Origin of the sequence: Geomonas ferrireducens, from assembly GCF_004917065.1 — a bacterium.
GTDB classification, from domain to species: Bacteria; Desulfobacterota; Desulfuromonadia; order Geobacterales; family Geobacteraceae; genus Geomonas; species Geomonas ferrireducens.
The window spans coordinates 1,774,617-1,791,909 of the sequence record NZ_SSYA01000001.1 but is presented as its reverse complement, the minus strand read 5'-3'; the positions used below and the strand labels follow the sequence as shown (position 1 = coordinate 1,791,909).

The 17,293-nt window shown below is 65.5% G+C and carries 8 protein-coding genes and 2 riboswitches; of the genes, 2 read left to right on the top strand and 6 right to left on the bottom strand.

Features of this window, described 5'->3' with window-relative positions:
• The 6 genes from E8L22_RS21720 to E8L22_RS07750 form a co-directional block, all read right to left on the bottom strand.
• On the bottom strand, positions 1 to 750 hold the full coding sequence (locus E8L22_RS21720; protein WP_246044573.1) for a hypothetical protein: 750 nt from the start codon (positions 748 to 750) through the stop codon (positions 1 to 3).
• A gap of 29 nt (positions 751 to 779) precedes the next feature.
• The gene (locus tag E8L22_RS07765) at positions 780 to 5,909 is read right to left on the bottom strand and encodes an OmpA family protein (protein WP_136524604.1); all 5,130 of its coding nucleotides are present in this window, start codon (positions 5,907 to 5,909) and stop codon (positions 780 to 782) included.
• A gap of 65 nt (positions 5,910 to 5,974) precedes the next feature.
• Positions 5,975 to 14,605, bottom strand: coding sequence for an SdrD B-like domain-containing protein (locus E8L22_RS07760; RefSeq protein WP_136524603.1), 8,631 nt, complete (start codon positions 14,603 to 14,605; stop codon positions 5,975 to 5,977).
• Positions 14,606 to 14,757: 152 nt separating this feature from the next.
• Complete coding sequence (locus E8L22_RS21500; RefSeq protein WP_198419389.1) at positions 14,758 to 14,919, bottom strand: hypothetical protein; 162 nt, start codon at positions 14,917 to 14,919, stop codon at positions 14,758 to 14,760.
• A 116-nt stretch (positions 14,920 to 15,035) separates the two neighbouring features.
• A riboswitch (cyclic di-GMP riboswitch) is annotated at positions 15,036 to 15,114 on the bottom strand.
• Between the two features lie 142 nt (positions 15,115 to 15,256).
• Complete coding sequence (locus tag E8L22_RS07755; protein WP_162604793.1) at positions 15,257 to 15,676, bottom strand: bacteriohemerythrin; 420 nt, start codon at positions 15,674 to 15,676, stop codon at positions 15,257 to 15,259.
• A gap of 116 nt (positions 15,677 to 15,792) precedes the next feature.
• Positions 15,793 to 15,869, bottom strand: a riboswitch (cyclic di-GMP riboswitch).
• A gap of 107 nt (positions 15,870 to 15,976) precedes the next feature.
• Positions 15,977 to 16,264, bottom strand: coding sequence for a hypothetical protein (locus tag E8L22_RS07750; protein WP_136524601.1), 288 nt, complete (start codon positions 16,262 to 16,264; stop codon positions 15,977 to 15,979).
• A 332-nt stretch (positions 16,265 to 16,596) separates the two neighbouring features.
• On the opposite strand from E8L22_RS07750, the gene E8L22_RS07745 reads away from it, so the two are divergent.
• Positions 16,597 to 16,839 carry a hypothetical protein gene (locus E8L22_RS07745; RefSeq protein ID WP_136524600.1) on the top strand — a complete coding sequence of 81 codons (243 nt, stop codon included), beginning with the start codon at positions 16,597 to 16,599 and terminating at the stop codon, positions 16,837 to 16,839.
• 124 nt (positions 16,840 to 16,963) lie between these two features.
• Positions 16,964 to 17,293, top strand: coding sequence for a hypothetical protein (locus E8L22_RS07740; RefSeq protein WP_136524599.1), 330 nt, complete (start codon positions 16,964 to 16,966; stop codon positions 17,291 to 17,293).

Here is a 17,293-nt window from a genome sequence, read left to right as displayed (position 1 = left end):
TTACCAGTCCTTGACGGTGATGCTCTTGCTGCCGGAAAGGACGACGCCGACGAGTTTCGGCCCTACCCCCTTGGCTACCTTGAAGCTCTCATCCTTGCGGAAATCGGTTCCCCCCTCGGTCTTGCCGGTGACGGTGACGTGCAGCGGGTGCTCTCCTGTCATCGCGTTGCCGACGTGGATGCGTTGCACGCCACCCTTTCTGAGCGCCTCGATCTCGTTGTAGGTGTAGAGGTGATGCGCGACCTCCTTGCCGTCGAGCTCCACGGAGACCGAGTCGAGGCGGAACTTCTCCTCGCCCGCAAGCGAAACGAAGAGGGCGACCTGGGTGTCGGACGGGTACAGGAGCTTCTCCTCGAGACGGCTCAACTGCGCCGCGATGGAGAGGACGTCCGCCTTGATCTCCTGGACCTGCTCGTCGAGCCCCTTCACCTGCTCCGCAGTCTGCCGGGCCGCCGCCGTCTCCGGTTTGGCCACTGCCACCGCTGCCGACGCTTCAACCGGTTTGGCCGCCTGCACCGCTTCGGCCGGCTCCGCCGCGTCAACGGCGTCCGCCGGTTCCGCCGCGTCAGCCTCATCCGACGCTTGCGCGAAACGGCAGTCCGCGCCGTCGACGCAGACCGTCTCCTCGCCCGTCGCCTGCCGTGAAGCCTCCGTTTCTACCTGCACCGGGGCCGCTTCCAGCCCGAACGCCGCGCCGGTCATCAAAAAGAGCGCGATCCCTGCGATGACTGCCTTAAGTAATTTCCCCATACCCCCCACCTCTCCTTGGTTTTCCATATCTAGATCATCCCCACCATGTTGACGAACACCCCCTGGCGCCGGTAGCTCAGGTCGGTCAGATCGTCGGAGAAATCGCTGAAGTTGTAGCCGGCGCCGATCTTGAAGTGGTTCCCGAGGTGACGGTAGACCCCGAGGAGCACGCCGGTGCGGCTGTCCTGGGCGTCCGGGAGATCGAGCCACCGCCCCTCGACGAGGGCATCCCACTTGTGCAGGAAGCGCCAGTCCACCCGCGCCACCACGAGATGGGCACGGCTGTCGAAGTACTCCGGGTTCACCCGGTCCATGCTCACCTGCCCGAGCCGGTAGGCGTACTTGCCCCCGACGGTCCAGCGCGGGGTCAGGTCGTACATGGCGTCGATGGAGGCGATGTGGCTGCGCTGCATGAAGCTAGCCCCCGTCGTCGTGCCGGCGATCTGGTCCGCCGACGGCATGTTGTAGAAATAGGTGTACTTGACGAGGGCGTTCAGCCGGTCGTTCATGACCGGACGATAGGCGTAGCCGACCACCGCCTCGGTGTATCCACCGTCGCGCAAGTCCCCCTCGGAGCTCGTGCTCTTCGAGTAGTTGAACTTGCCGATCAGGCGCCAGTCCGGGGTCATCTGGTACTTCAAGCTGTTCTTGAAAAGCCAGGTGGTGCGCTTCTCGCGGCTCAAATCGGTCTGCTCGGCGTCGTCCTCCCGGTATTCCACGGCGCTTGCGAGCTTTACCTTGTCGAAACCGTAGCCTGCGTTCACACCGACCGCCGTTCTTTTGAGTTCGGCGCCGGTCAGGTTGTCCGTGAGGGTCCCGACTTCACCCTTGGCGCCCAGGTTCAGGCGGTCGGTGGGGGTGAGGTCGACGCCGTAGGAGTGCAGAAGACCGCTGGGGGTGTCGCCGTGGGTGTAGCGCTCCTCGCCGTAGACGCTCGTCGTGTCCGAGTAGCGGGAGCGGAACCCGGAGGTCATGGTCCCCTTTCTCGCCTGCACGCCGTTGTCGCTACGCTCGTTCTCGAGGGCGTAGTTCATGTAGAGGGTGGTCCGATCGCTGTAGAGGTACTCCGCGCCGAAGCGCCCGGCACCACCTTGGTCGCCGGCGGAGAGTTCGCCGTTCACCTTGAAGCGGTCGGTCACACGGTAGGTGCCCCCCGCGCCGGTCCGGGCGTTGTCTTCGCGGTTCCCAGAGGTCTGCACCGACTGCTGGGTGAAGAGGTACCCCATCCATCTCGCCTTCGAGTCGTAGGCGACCTTCCCGACGAGGTCGGTGCGGGTCCCGGTTTCCTGGGTGAGGGGAACCACGAGGGACTCATCCCTTCTGTGATCGACGCGCCCCCCGATCGAGGCCGTCCAGTGCTCGTCCACCTGGTACTGGGCATCCGCCTCGGCGGCCGTGGTCTGAAGCCCCTGGTCCACCTCGCGACGGTCTCCCTTGAAGGTGAGCTTCACGCGGTCGTTCACCGGGATTTCTGCGCTTCCACCGACCTGGAGCGTCTCCCTGTCCGCGACCTGGCCGGGAGCGGAATAACCCGCCTCGAGGAGCTGGCTGTACAGGGTGATCCGCCCGCGCCAATCCTTGCCGAGGTCGGCAAGCCCCAGGCTCGCATCCACCCGGTAGGCACCCGCGCTGACCGCCGCATCATCCGGCGTCTGCACCGTGCCGTACTTGAAGCCGCCGTCCTGCGAGGTCGAGGTGAAGAGCCCGGTCCCCTTGCTGCGCCCGGTCTCGAGTTTCAGCCAGGTGGTGGCGGACTTGCGCAGGGTGAGGTCCGCACCGACGAGGCTCTCCCCGGCGTCGCCGTCGTCTCCCTTGCTGCCGGTGACGCCGAGCTTCACGTAGTCCCCGAACCAGTAGTGGGCGTGCCCGCCGAAGGTAACGGAATCGAGCTCGGCCACCCCCGGGGTGTACTCGTAGCGGGCGACCAGGTAGACAGGGTTCCCCCCGATGGCGTCACTGTGTACAAGGAGGTTGTCCGAGGCGGTCGACTCAAGGGGCTCCCTGAGCACCAAGCGCCCCTGCAGGTAGTCGACGTCGTAGTCCTGCACCGCGGTCAGGTCCTTCGCGGCGAGGACGATGCCGCTGTCCTTGTCCCTCACCTCGACGCGCACCCGCTCCGAGCCCTGCAGGACGTCCTGGCGGCGCAGGTAGTAGAGCGATCCCCCGGTGCCGCGGAACTCGTCGCGTCCCGCCATGGTCCCCGGCTCGGCGGCGAAGCCGTCCACCACGAAGCGTTTCTCGCCGAAGCCGGTCACGCCCGGAAGCTGGTAATGGAGGTTTCCGCCGTAGAGGCCGCGGTCCACGTGGGCGAGATCGTTGTCGGTGTAGCCGACCCTGAAGTTCCCCCACAGACCGTAGTTCTGGTTTTTGGCGAGCTTCGCGTAGAACTTGCCGCTGGTCGGCGCGTCCTCGGTCACCGTGCCGTCGTCGCCATAGGTCGGGAAGTGGTAGTCCTGGTCCATGCGGCGGAAAAGCGCCTCGGGGGACTTCTCCAGGAAGTTGGAGAAGATCTCGTTCAGCGGACCCTCGCGGGTGTCGGCGCTGGCGGTGAGCCCCCAGCCGTCGCCGAAGCTCCCTTTGGTGTAGAAGGCCAGGCGCCCTTCGGCGTCGAGGGTGCGGCCGTACTGCGGCCGGTCCGGCGCGAGGAGTTCGGCCGGGCCGCTCGTCTTGTTGGCGGAGAGGGTCAGATCGGCGATCCCCACGGTGAACCAGTCGTTTTTCTTCATGGCGAGGTCGCGCAGGTAGAGCTGGCCGTTCCCCGCCTGGTCGAGCACCGCCACCTCGACGGTGTGCGTCCCCTTGGGAAGGATCTCCTCGGCGATGAAGCGCCCCTTGGCGTCCACCGGTGCCGGGTAGCCGGCAAGCCAGACGCGGTGCCCCGCAGGAATCGCGCTGCCGTGGGCGAGGACGCTGCCGCCGGCGACCGGGATGTTCTTAGCCGCGATGCGGCTTCCCCCGTATCCCGCCAGAAGCTCGCGCTCCGGGTCCGCCTTCGCGGCGGCGGGGTCGGCATGGTCGATCACCCAAAGCGGCTGGGGGACCGTCTCGTCGAAGTTCCCCTCTGCGTCGTAGACCCGGACCAGGTACTTGAGCTCCCGAACCGGTGCGGCAAGGGTGTCAAACGATGCGCGCCACTCCCCCACCCCTTCGCCGTCCAGGGGAACCACGGCGAGCGGCAGGTCGCGCTCCGAGACGGCCGCGTCGAAGATGCGCACCTCGCCCCGCTTGATGAAGCTGTGGTAGTTCGTGTAGAGGCGGAAGCGGACCAGGTTCCCGTCGCCCTCCCCCCCCTCTTCCCGGTAGGCGATGCTGCGCGGCCAGGCGGTGACGTTCAACCTCGGCTCCGCCTTCAGGTCGTCGTAGCGGAACTGAATCTCGGCGCGGTCAAGCGCCAGGTCGGTGCAGCGCTGCAGGTCGGGGACGCTCTTGTTCAGGTCGTCGACCGGTTTTCCGTCCACCGAGATGCGCATGAGGTTCAGGGCGAGGGGATCGACGGTGTTCACCTCGCGGGTCATGCGCAGGATGTCCACCCCCTCGTAGTCGTTCACCGGGACCTTCTCGTCGTAGATCACCTGCACCTCGACGCGGGAGGCGCCGGTCCCGGTGAAGCCAGTGGCGACCACGTCGTCGGACTGGACATAGCCGCGCCCCTCGAACTCCGCCCTTGCCGGGGGGAGTCCCATCTTCTCGCTCACCGAGAGCATGCTGCGGCGGGCGCGCGCCGTGGCCCAGCCGACGTCGTCGCCGTAGATGGCGGCGTTACGCCGGTCGAGCCGCTCGTTCTCGATGTAACCGGTGAAACGAAGCCGTACGTTGGCCCTCTCGCGGATCTGCGCCATCAGCTCGGTCAGGTGCTCGGTGTAACCCGCCGGGAGGACGGGGTTGCCGTCCGCAAAGAGGATCGGGGCGACCGGGCCGGAGGGGGGATCGTAGACCCGCGTCACCGTCTCGCTTCCTGCGTCCTCGGGGCAGAGCTGGGGCTCGTCGGGAAGCTCCTGCAGGGGGTCGTCGTGCAGGAACTCGACCTCGACGCGCCGGTTGAGCCCCCTCCCCTGCTGGGTGTCGTTGGTGGCGACCGGCTGCACGCTCCCCTTGCCGTCGCTCTCGAAGACCGTCTTCTTTTCCTTCAGGGTGTCCTGGACCGCTAGGGCAACGCGCCGCGCCACCGCCCGCGAGAGGCCGATCTGGTCGCCGTAGATGCGCTCGTCGCGCGCCTCCAAGGGTGCCGTGTCGCTGTAGGCGGTGAAGCGGACCACGACGTTTTGCTTGTCCTTCAGGTTGTCGAGTCCCTGGCGCACCTGCCTTAGAAACTCCTCCGGGACGGTGACGAGCGCCGCATCGTAGTGCATCGGGGCCACGAGGTGCTTTAGCCTCACCCGGTGCGCAAGCCCCTCCTTGTAGCGCATCTTGCAGACCGTTTCGGTGCGGCAGACCTTTACGCGGTTCACCGTGGCGGGAACGATGACCTCCTTCTCCACCATCTTCTCGCCGATCTCGTCGTACCAGACCTCCACCTCGACGCGGCGGTTCTGGGCCCGCCCCTCTTCGGTCAGGTTCGAGGCGACCGGGCGGGTGTCCCCGAGCCCCTCGTAGGAGATCGCCTCGGGGGGAAGCCCCAGGGCGCGCTGGCAGTATTCGGCCGTGGTCCCGGCGCGCTCGCGGGATAGCCCGGTGTTGTCGGTGAATTTCCCCTGGAGGGTGGGGCTCAGCCGCTGGCTGTCCGCATGTCCCACGAAGTGGAGCCGGACGTTCTGGCGCCCGCGCATCTTCTCCAGCACGCCGCGCAAAAGGTCGAGGTATTCCCTGGTGATCTCCGCGTCGCCGGTGCGGAAGTGGATCGGCGGGACGAGGTTCGCCACCTTGACCGTCTTCACATCCTTCTCGGGGACCTGGCGCTTCTCGGTGCGGTCCCCCTGGTCCTCACCGAAGACGGCGGGGTCGAGGAGCCACGGCGTATAGCTCACGTCCTTCGGGAGGTGTCCCTCGGTGGTCTCGCCGGGGCCGGCTGCCTCGCGGACGCCCGGGGCGGCACCCGCCGGGGCGGATGCGGCCGGAGTCGGCGCCTTGGTCGCGGCGGTCGCAACGGTCTCTTGCGCGGCGGCGGAGCCTGCCATGCAAACCAGGAACAAGCATGTAAGGGCGATACTTTGCTTCACCATTTCTCCCATCCATCCGGTCCAAAGGGTCGGGTTGCCTTGTTCTCTTCTCTTCCAGTCGGCAGGCATCACGGCGGTGCCCCCCGGCGCCAGAAGACCTCGGTTTCCACGGTGAGGGGATAGCCGTCGCCCCAGCGTTCCGTGATCTCCTTCTTGAGCGCCTTCAGGCGGCCCTGCACCAGCGAATCCTTCTCGATCTCAGCCAGGTAGGAGAGGCGCAGGACGGCCGGAGACTTCTCCAGTTCCTTCATGAGAAGCTCTATGCGCGGCCGCCACTGGCGGCGCAGTTCGGTCTTGCCCGGCTCGAAGGCGCCGTCGGCAACGTCCATGGAGATGACGCGGTGGATGGCGGCGCCGAAGTTGAAGCGGAGCATCTTGCCGCGGGTGGCGCGCTCCACCTGCGGGTTCTCCGTGGTGACCCGGTAGCCGGTGGGGAGGGTGCGCTCGTCGAGTTTCAGGATGAAGTTGCTGCCGCGCTCCTCGTCCGGGACGACGGCGCAGGTGATGTGGAAGCGCCCGAACTGGTCAGTGCCGGCGATGAGCCCTCGAGCGGTAACGATGCGCACGCCGGCAAGCCCCTTCTCCCCCTCGTCCTGGTAGCCGTTGCCGTTACCGTCGTCGAAGACCTTGCCGATGACGTCGGTGCAGTCGAGGTCGGCATCCGGGACGACGCGCACCGTGGCGGAATCCACCAGCGAGGCGACGCTGTCGGTGACCGTGCTGAGCACCTGGGCCCGGTTCACGTACTCCCCTTCCGAGACGCCGGAGCCGACGATCATGAGGAAGGTGATGCTGTGGCTTGTTTTCGTCGCGAGCTCGCCCACGTTCCAGACCATCTGCCGCGCGTTGAGCGCGGGCTCCGCCTTCACGCCGTCCATGCGTGCCGATCCGGCGACGTATTTGAAGCCGAGCGGGAAGGTGTCCACCACGGTCAGTCCCCTGAGTGCCGCGCCGAGCGTGTTGCTCAGGGTGATGGTGTAGGGGACCAGCTGGCCGCGCGTCACGTTGGTCACCGACACGCTCTTCTTGATGGTGATGGCGGTGTCGAGGGTCGGGTCGACGGCGATGTGGTTGTTGTAGATCTGGCCGTAGCCCGGCTGCTGGTTGTCCAGGGTGAGGCGCAGGTAGTAGGCGGTCGCCGGACCCGCAAGCACCGAGACACCAGGCGCCAGCTCGGAGGACTGCGCCTCGCAGTACCCCGGGGGAGTTGGGACGGCGTCCAGGCCGCTTCCCGGGCAGGCGGGGACCGAGAAGGTTGCCGTGGTCTCGCCAGAGGCGGGAGGAACGAGCCTCGACTCGCCGGTCATGTACCCCGAGGCGGGCGGGGTCACCCGGATCAGGTATTCACCGCCGGAGGGGCAGGAGGGATCGGAGAAGTTCAAGTCGAACTTGTAGAAGCCCCCCGCCGGGGTGACCTGCCCCTGCTGGGCGGGATCGTTGAAGCAGGCGCTCGAGACGGGGGTCATCCCCTTCGCCTCCACCATGACGAGCGTCGCGCCCGGCACAGGTGTGCGCACGACGGAGTTGTAGACCACGCCGTTGGGGGTGAGCGGGAGGTCGAGCCCCCCGAGGAGCGTCCCGCCGTCCGCCACGATGGCCGAGATGCGCTGCATCGCGTTCGTGAAGGGGGAGTTGCACCAGCCGAGCATCGCCGTGGAAGCGGTGGCACCGGGCGCGGTGAAGCGGAGCTCGTAGGCGGGGACCCCTCCCGGGTTGGGGGCGACGCCGCTGAAGCGGTAGGAGCCGTCGGCGGCGCTTTGCACCGTCCCGACCACGCGGCCGTCCTGGTAGAGGTCGACGGACCAGCCGGCAGCCGGGGTCTCGCCGCCGTTCATCGTCTTGTCGTGGTTTGCGTCCTGCCAGACCGTGCCGGCGAGGGTGGCGCTTCCCGGCGTCCCGCCGACGGTGACCGAGGTCCCCGCGTTGGCCAGTTGGGACGGGGTGTCCCAGGAGGCCTGGGCGGTGTTGGCGACGACGCTTCCGCTTGGGACGGTCGCGTTCAGTTTCACCTGGAAGCGGAGCACGACGGCGGCGCCGGGAGCGAGCGCCCCGTAGGCGGTACCGTAGTCGGCGAGGAGGACCGGAGCGGTGTAGCTCACCCCGTTGGCGGAGCCGTTCATGAGCGCACTCCCCGCCACGTAGCTTCCTTTCCCGGAGAGCTGCGTCAGGTCGTCACTCAAGACCACGGCGGTCGCCGGGACGAGCCCGACGTTCGCGGCGCGGATGGTGTACTCGAGGACGCTTCCGGCAAGGGCGGCGCCACCACCCACCACCGCGACCGACTTGGTGAGCGTAAGCCGCTGCGCGTTCCCCACCACGATCACGGTCGGCTGGTAGCCGTTGCTCGGATTGCCGTCGGCGTCCGTCTTCACCGCGGGGAGCTGCGCCGAGGCGACATTTCCCTGGTTGCTGATCACGGTCCCGGATGCGACGCCGGGATCGACCAGGACTTTGAAGGTGACGACGCCGGTGCCTCCAGCCGCGAGGGTGCCACCGGGGGAGGAGGACACGGAGAGCCCCGCGGAGTAGACACCGACGCCGTCGGTAAGCGGTGAACGGCCGGCGGGGGGATCCGCCATAGCCTGACCGTTCAGCCGCGTGGAACCCGCAACGTAACTCGTGTTGGCGGGGATCGCATCGGTTAAGACCACACCGGTCGCGTCGACGCCGCCGGAGTTGGTCATGGTGATGGTGTACTGCAGCTCGTCACCCGGATCGACGAGGCCGTTGCCGTTGCCGTCCGTTGCAAGCCGCACCGTCTTCAGCGCGTAGATGAGCGGCAGGCTCCCCACCACCACGGTGGTCGGGTCGTCCGCGGCCGGGGTCGCCGGGTCGTCGGAGACCTCCTCGGGGAAGGCACCGCTCGCGGCGCCGGTTCCGTCCACCACGCCCTGGTTCGAAATGAGGGTTCCCGCGACGACGCTCTTGTTCACCTGCACCTGGAAGGTGACGGTGGCGACGTTGGTCGCGGTTCCGGCTGCCGCGGGCATCGTACCCGGGGTGAGGTTCGCCGGGGAGTTAACAGCGATCCCCCCCTGCAGCGGGCTCACCCCGGCGGCGGGATCGGCGACCGGCTTGCCGTTCAACGTGGTGGAGTTCGGGAGATAGGTGGTGTTCGCCGGGACCTGGTCGCGCAGCGTCACCCCTGTCGCGTTCTCGGTGCCGTCGTTTTTCAGGGTGAGGGTGTAGCTGAGCGTGTCACCCGCCTTCACGATGCCGGTCCCGGAGGTTACGTCCCGCACCGTCTTCTGGAAGGTGAAGGAGGGGGCGGAGGCGATCACGGTCCGGGTCGGATCGGTGCTGCCGGAAAGGGACGGGTCGTCGCTTAGTTGGACAGGAAGAAGCGGCGAGGCGATCTGCGCCTGGTTCGCAACGAGCGAGCCGTTGTCGAGGACCGGTGCGAGGGTCGCCTGGAACTCAACCACCACCGTGTCTCCCGCCTCCCCCTGCGGTGCTATGTTCAGGTTGCCGATGCTCACGACGCCGGTTCCCTTGAGGCCGCCGGTCGCCGAGGTCGCGGAGGTCGTCGCACCGGCCGGGACGGTGAGGAGCTTCAGGCTCCCCGGCGCGAACATGGCGCTCTGGTTCAGCCTGTCGAGCTCGTCGGTCAGGGTGAAGTTCGCCGATCCCAAGGCACCTACGTTCTTCACGGTCAGCGTGTATTTAAGGATGTCGCCCGGCTTCGCGGTGGCGCCCGTCCCGCCGGTGGTCGCGTTCGCCACCGTCTTCGCGAAGGTTAAAAGCGGCGCCTGGGTGGTCACGGTGAAGGCATCCTGGGTGTCGACGACCCCGGGAGTGCCGTTGGTGAGCGCTCCGGTCAAGGTCTGGATGTTCCCCGGTGCGGTGACCGCGGGGTCGGCGCTCAGCCAGCTCGCGGCTCCCGCGACGTTGGTGAGGGTGATGCCACCCGCGGTGTACGGGTCGAGTGCGGCGGCATAGGTGACGATCAGGCGCTGGTTCGGCGCGAGCGCCGCCTGGGCCGACTTCATGGTGACGGTCATGGTGCAGGCGGGCGCGGGCGCGAAGCTCACCGTGAAGTCGGTGCCGTTCACAAGCGTCCCCGAGACCGGGGTGACCCCGTCCGCCTGGTAGATGCGCGCCGTCACGTTCGTGGGGGCCGAGCCGCACATGCTCCCCGGTGCCGGGGTGGTCACGTTGGGGAGGACGTCGGAGATGACGGTCTGCCAGGCCGTGCTCCCCCCCATATTCTTTATATCCAGGGTGAAATTACCCGGGGCGAGCGCGTTGATGGTGGCGCCCCCGCTCTTTTGCAGCGTGAGTGCGGGGGCGACGATGGTCACCGCGCCGCTGGCACCCGGAGCGCCGTTGGCCCTGGTCGCCGGGGTGGCGTTCACACCGTTGTAGGTGTAGCTCGCCGTATTCTGGAACTGTTTGCCCGGCGCGTTCATCGCCGCGTTGGTGAGCACGACGGTGACGTCGAGGACCGCCTGCTGACCGGCAGGGATGTCGATGCCTGCGGCGGCATCCTCGATGACGAGGCTCGTGGCGCTCCCCGTATTCACCGGGGTGAAGGCGGGGCCGGAGACCCGCTGCGCGCTGACGAAGCGGAGATCGACGCCGGTCGCCGCGGAACCGAGCTCGTCCAGGACGCGCACGTCGTACATGGCGGTCGACTGCGGCACGGCGGGGACGGTGATCCGGTAGGTGAAGGGCTGGCCGATGGCCGCCTTGTCGACGAGTGCGCTCTTGCCGAGGGCGGTCGCCGCCGCCGTGGTGAGCTGCACCGTGGCCGGGGGGGTGGCCTGGTAGGGCTGGCGCTGGTCGAGAACGCTTCCCGCGGGGACGTCCTGGCTGTCGAAGGAATAGTAGGTGGTGACCTGCGCCTGGTTGTTGAGGGTCACCCCGGCGCCAAGCCCCGCGTCAGCCTTCAGGGTGTAGACCACCTGCAGCGTCTTGCCGGCCGGGATGGCGTAGAGCGAGGCGGAGCCCGCGACGTCGAAGTTCCAGGTCGCGACGCCGGTGGCCTGGTTGTAGCTCGGGGGGAGGATCGGGAGCGTAGCGCTCACCGCACCCGTGGCGCTGTCGACAAGGGTCACCGAAGTCGTGCTGACACCCCCCTGGCGCAGACCTAAGGGGAGCGTGTCGGCAAGCACCGCGTTGTAGGCCGGGGCGGTGCCGGCGTTCACCAGCTTGACCGTATAGGTGACGTTTTCTCCGGCGGCGATCACCGTGCCGCCGCTTGCCGTCGCGGCGCTCTTGGAGACGCTCAAAAGCGGTTGCCAGAGGTTAAGGGTCGCCTCCGATTTCCTCGGCGTCGCGGCAACGCCGTTGATCGCGTAGGAGAGGGTCGCTCCGTTCACGAGCTGCTGCGCCGTCGGGGACTGCGCCAGCGTGTTCTTCAGGACGCGCGCACGGTACTGGATGGTCAGGGTGTTGTTGGCCTGGTTGTTGTCGGCGAGGTTGGTCACGTTACCCAGGTTCCAGGTGACGCTGCCGGTGGTACCAGGCGCGGGCTGGGAGACGAGCGTATAGCTGAAGTTCCCCCCCGAGGCGGGGGCCACGCTCACCAGCGAGTCGAAGGCGAGCCCCGGCGGGAGCAGGTCGGTGAGCACCACGTTTCCGGTCACCCCCTCGCGCAGGTTAAGCGCGAGGTTGTAGACCACGGTGTCCCCCACGCGCAGGGTCGCGTCGGTGGCGCTCGCACCCGCACCGCTCCAGGAGTCGGAAACGACGCTCTTTACGAGGGTGGTGGGGTCGAACGAGGCGAGCTCTGTGGTGACCGGGCCGGTGCAGTAGTTGTTGGGCGCGGTGACGTTCGGGCACCCGGCGCCGGTGCGCTCTGCCGCGACGGCGCCGGAGAGAGAGGTCCAGTCGGCGTAGACGCGGTTCACGATGGGGGCGCCGTCGGTCGCGAGCACGGTGGCCAGGTAGCTTATTACCAGGGTGCCGCCGGCGGGGATGTCGAGGCTCGCGTCGCCGTTTTGCGCACCCCATACCACCTCTCCACCGGCGCGGGCCGCTGGCGTGGTGACGAAGCCGCTCACGGTGGCGCCGTCGATCTGGGCCGAGGCGGAGCCGGGGACGAGAGAGAGGTTCGCGGGGAGGAAGTCCATCACGTCGGCGTCGTAGGCCCTAGAGGTGCCGTCGTTCTTGACGGTGACCGTGTAGCGCACCACGTCGCCCGGCACCGCGGGCGCCGAGGCGTCCTTCCCGGCCGGGGAGGCGTAGGTCGCCGCCTTGGTCGCGGTGAGATGTGGTTCGACGACGGTCATGGCGGCCGTGGTCGCGGCCCCTCCCGCCGCCTGGCTCAGGCTGTCGCCGTTAATCTTGTTGTAGGTGTAAGACGCGGTGTTCGCGAAGCCGAGCCCGTTTTTGTTGGCGGCGGCGTTTTGCAGCGCGACCGTCACCTGGACCACCACCTGTCCCCCTGCCGGTATGTCCACCCCGGTGGCCAAGTCCTGGAGGATGACGTTGCCGGCCGTTCCCGTGTTGGTGAGGTTCCACGCCCCTCCCGAGATCACCTCGGCGTTCACGAAGCTCATCCCGGCGGCGGAGAGTCCCAGGTTGTCCAAGATCCTCACGTCGTAAAGCGGCACCTCGGCCGGGACGGCAGGGACCTTCACGAGGTAGCTGAACTGCTGGCCGATGGTGGCAGTTGCCTGGGCGGGGTTCGCCTTGGAGAGCGCCCCCGGCGCCTGGACCGTCACCCGGGTCGGGTCCCCCCCGGAACCGAGGAGCACGGTGCCGTTCACGTAGGGGTCGTCGGACACCCCCGCCCATCTGGTCGCCGGGACGGTGGTGTTGTCGATGCCGGTGACGCTCGCCTGGTTGGAAAGGACGGCGCCGTTTTGAAGTGTCGCGTCCACGGTGGCGTCGAACTCGATCATGAGCTGAGCGTTGGCGGTGGCCCCGCCGGGGAGGGTGAGCCCGGTCACGGTGATCGCACCCTGGGAGGTGCCCGAGGGCTGGAGGACCCTGGTGCTCCCTCCGGCCGGGGTGACGGTCACGTTGGCGATGGAACCGAGCCCGACGGGGAGGACGTCACTTATGCTCACGTTGGAGAGCGGGGGCCAGGTGAAGTTCTGCAGAAGAAGCGTATAGTGCAGCCGATCGCCCGGGAAGGCGGCGGCGGCCGGGTTGGTCCCGGTGGTTGCGTCGCGGACCGTCTTCTGGAAGTAGTAGCCGGCAAGCGCCGCGGTCACCGTGTAGGCGTCCTGGAAATCGATGGTACCCGGGGTGCCGTCGGTGATGGCGCGGTCGTACTCGCGGCGCCCGGCGAAGCTGCTCCCCGCGCTGTACCACCTGGTCGCGCCGGCGATGTTGGTGAAGGTAGCCCCCGAGGCGACGCCGGTGGAGTCGACCTGGGCCTGGTAGTTCACGATGAGTCGCTGGGTGGGGGCGATCTTCACCGTGTCGAGCAGGGTCAGGGTCAAAAGCCCCGGGTTGCCGCTTCCGCCGCTCCAGGTGAATGTGTAGTCGGTGCCGCTCACAAGCGGTGCGGTAACCGGGGTGATCCCGTCGGAGGCGTATATCCGGGCGGAGAGAGTTCCCACTGGGGACACCCCCGCCATGCCCGCCGGGATGCGGTCGGTGATGGTCGCGTTCCAGGCATCCCCCCCGCCGGTGTTCTGCACGTTCAGGGTGTATTGCACCTGCGAGTCGACGTTCACCGTTGCGGCCGAGCCGGTTTTCACGAGGGTGAGTTCCGGCTCCACCACGGTCATCGGCGGGGTGGTGCCGGGCCAGGCCTGGAGGTCGACCATGCTCGTCGTGTTGATCGGCTTGTCGAACCACATCTTCGCCGTGTTGGAGAACTGGGTCCCGGCGAGGTTCGCGTTCGCGGGGGCGTTGTCGAGGACGACGGTGACCTGGATCTCCAGGTTGTAACCCGCCGGAAGCGACGCGAGTGCCGCGTTGTTCTCGTAGGAGAAGACCAGGTGCTTTCTGCCGTCGGAGAGGATGCCGGGGTGGCTGGAAAGCCAGGAGGCGCTGGCACCCGGCACAAGGGGGGCGCCGCCGTTCAGCAGGGTTCTTGCGCCGGTCGACGGGTTCACCAGGTATGCGGTGTTGGTCACGTAGCTGAGTGCCGCCCCGGTCGCGGTGAGATCGTCCGGGATGACCACGTTGGTGACCGTCGCGTCGTCGGCGTTGGAGATGTACTGGAAGGTGCCGGAGGCGTCGAGTTTCCCGAGGAGCGGCACGCTGATGGTGTAGGTGAAGGGGGCGCCGACCGCTGCGGTGGTCTGCCCCAACGGGTTCTTCTTGGAGACCGCGTCCACCGGCACCATGAAGGCCTGGCAGGAGGGGCTTATGTTGTTGTACCCGCCCGGCGCCCAGTAGATCCAGAAGTCGGACTGGGTCGGGTCGTTGCACGACATGTTGCCGTAGTAAAAGACGTCCAGGAAAGCGATGTAGTAGGACTGATGCTGCGGGAAGTTGAAGTTTATATTGGTGATGGGGAAGCCGCCGATGGAATCGGGGAAGTTCTTGATGGTGCAGTTCGTGTCGATCCCGAAGGTGGAAGCGCCGCGCACCGCCGCCAGGGTGGCCGGGTTGTTGCCGTCGACGACGCCGCCGAACTGGGAGCAGAAGATCCCCGCGGCGAAAGCGGTCGAACCCGTGCCGAGTGCGGCAAGGAGCAGGAGCGCGGTTAGAGTCAGGCGGAGACGGGAGGAAGTCCGAAGCAGCAGCCCTGCGACCATCGATACCGTCAGCTTTATCCGGATAAGATTTCTCACTTCAGCCCTCGACGAAGAAATTGCACCACATCACGTAAAAAATAAAAAAACCCGCGCCACAGCCGTGCTTCGGCTGTTGACGCGGGTTTCACTTGCCCCGTAGGGATGAGACTTACCGCTTTTTCGATTTTATGGCGGCCCGAAGGCCGGTGTTACTTCATCCGCTCGTTTCTCACCGCATCGCAGACGCGGTAATCAGCGATGTTCACCGTGACCTGCAGATGCGGCGCGGAGAGAAGGCCTATCTCCTTCATGCACTCGGTGAGCTTCTTCTTCCACTCAGGATCGAGGGTTCGTATCGTCATCTCTTTCATCGCATGCCTCCCGGAACTGCCATAACACAAAATAAAAAAAGGGCGCTCACATCTGCCAAAGATGAGAGCGCCCCTTGAGTCGGTATAAGCCGGATGCCAAGATGGTAACTCATCTCTTCGGCAACCCGGCTATCCTTTATGTCAGGACCCGTGGCTTTGCGTCACCAGATCACTCTGGTTTTGCCCGTTCGGAGAACTTTACTTAAAGTTTTGTAACGACGGGTCACCTTTTAGCAGATGACTTTATCGATTGCAACATTTTTTTTACATACCTTTACTTTTTTTGCCTCCCCTCTTTTGCCTACGCAGCACAGCCCGCAGCACCCTTCTCCCCGTTTCACGCCGTACGGCACATCCCTTCAGGCGCCGAGAACTCCGCCACATACTCCCCGAGCTTCGCGTCGCACTCCCTTATATGACGGTTGACCCAGTGGTCCAGGATGACCAGCAGGTCGATGGTCAGGTTCCCCTCTTTGTTGCGGCGACTGTGCACGTCTATCATCCTCTGCCTGAAAAGCTCGTGCTCGTCCCGGTGCGCGAGGAAATCTGGATAACAGTTCTCCATCATCAGCATCTGCTCGTAGTCGAAGCACTGTGACATGCAGACCAGGATCTCATCGAGGATGTAACTCTCAGGGTTGATGCCGACCACGAAGCCGTCGTACGCGTCGTTTATCATCCTGACGATGTACTGGTGACACTGGTCGACGTCATCGATGCCGATCACCAGATCTGGGGTCCATTTCGTGTTAAACATAAGCCCTCCGTACATGGCGTCATGCCAGTCACCGGAATGTTAACGCTGCAAGCTTGATACGTTTCGCACGCCCCATGAACGCAAAAAAGCCGGGGCCTCGATATCTTAAGTGATATTTCGGCGACCCGGCTGTCTCGGTGAGACCCTGTAGGCTTTCCGTCCCATCCTCGCGGATGGTTTAGTATTGTCGTCTATCCTTCTCTGGTATTGCGAACGAAAACATATCTCACGTCGAAAAGCATGTCAATGAGATTTCCTGCATATGTTGATACGTCCGGCGAACAGGCAGGCGTGCCGCTCCTATTTGCCCCCCAAAGCCGCCTTCACCTTTTTCAGGGTGTCGATGTTCTTCTGCAGACCGCTCACGTTCTTCTCCATGTCGGAGATGGTGGTGCCCAGTTGCGCGACGCTGCCGATCACGCCGCCGCTGCCGGCGGCTCTTTGCAGCAATTCCGAACCGAGGTCGCCCATCTGCGCGTCGGCCCTGTGCTCGGTAACCGAACCGCACAGATAGCCACCGGCGAATACGAGGGCAAAAGCTGCAACGCGCAAGGTTAAGACAACGTTTTTGTGTGCTATGAGTTTCATCCTGTTCCCTCCTTGAGTTCTTTTGACTGACAAACGTCTTATTGAATAGCACCTTGCAGCCCCAAGTCAAACGTGTCCCCTGCCGGTCCCCTCCGGGCTGCCGCCACGGCACAGTCCGTGGCAGGGAGCGACTGACTCATTTGCGAGATACTATGCCTCATTTGAGGTATCGCCCGAGGCTCCCGGCATCGCTGCGCGCTCCCCGTTCTCGCTCTGGATGAGATCTATTGTTGCAATTTCTGCAACTTGCATCACGGCTGCAAGACTTGGCACGGGGAATGCTAAGGGAGAAGACAGAAGTTCAAACCACAACAAACTTTAGGAGATCCACAATGAAAAAGATCGTTTCCTCCGTAGTCGCTGCTCTCGTTGCTGTTGCTTTCGCTGGTGTTGTTTTCGCTGCTGACGCTGCTCCGGCTGCTGCTCCGGCCGCTCCGGAAGCTAAGAAAGAAGAAAAAGCTCCGGCTAAGAAAGTTGCCAAGAAGAAAGCTGTTAAGAAAGCAAAGAAAGCAAAGAAAGCCGAGAAAAAAGACGAGAAAGCTCCGGCCGCTGAAGCTGCTCCGGCTGCGAAGTAATCAGGTCTTAACCTGTAACGTTAAAGCCGCCCCTTGGATTACCATCGGGCGGCTTTTTCAGTTGATGCCGTGCCGTAAACCTGAGCCCGCTCGGGCGGGAGTGCAATGACAACACGGGGGGCTGATGCGCAAAGTCGCTTACAGCTGGGAAGGGCTGGTAACCTGCGGGTATCTGCTGGTGATCGTCCTTGGCTACGTCGATTACGTGACGGGGGACTACTCGCTGCTTCTTTTCTACCTCGGACCGGTCGCCCTGGTCTCCTGGCTTAACGGCGCGCGCGGCGCCGTCCTCGTTTCCCTGTTGTCCGGCCTTGCCCGCTACTTCTCCGACTACTACAGCCATTCCGCACTCACCTTCAAGCCATGGAACTCCCTCGAGGACATGGCCCTCATCGCCGCGGTCGCCTTCCTCGTTCTCGTGATGAAAAAGATGATGACCGAACCGCAGCGCTGA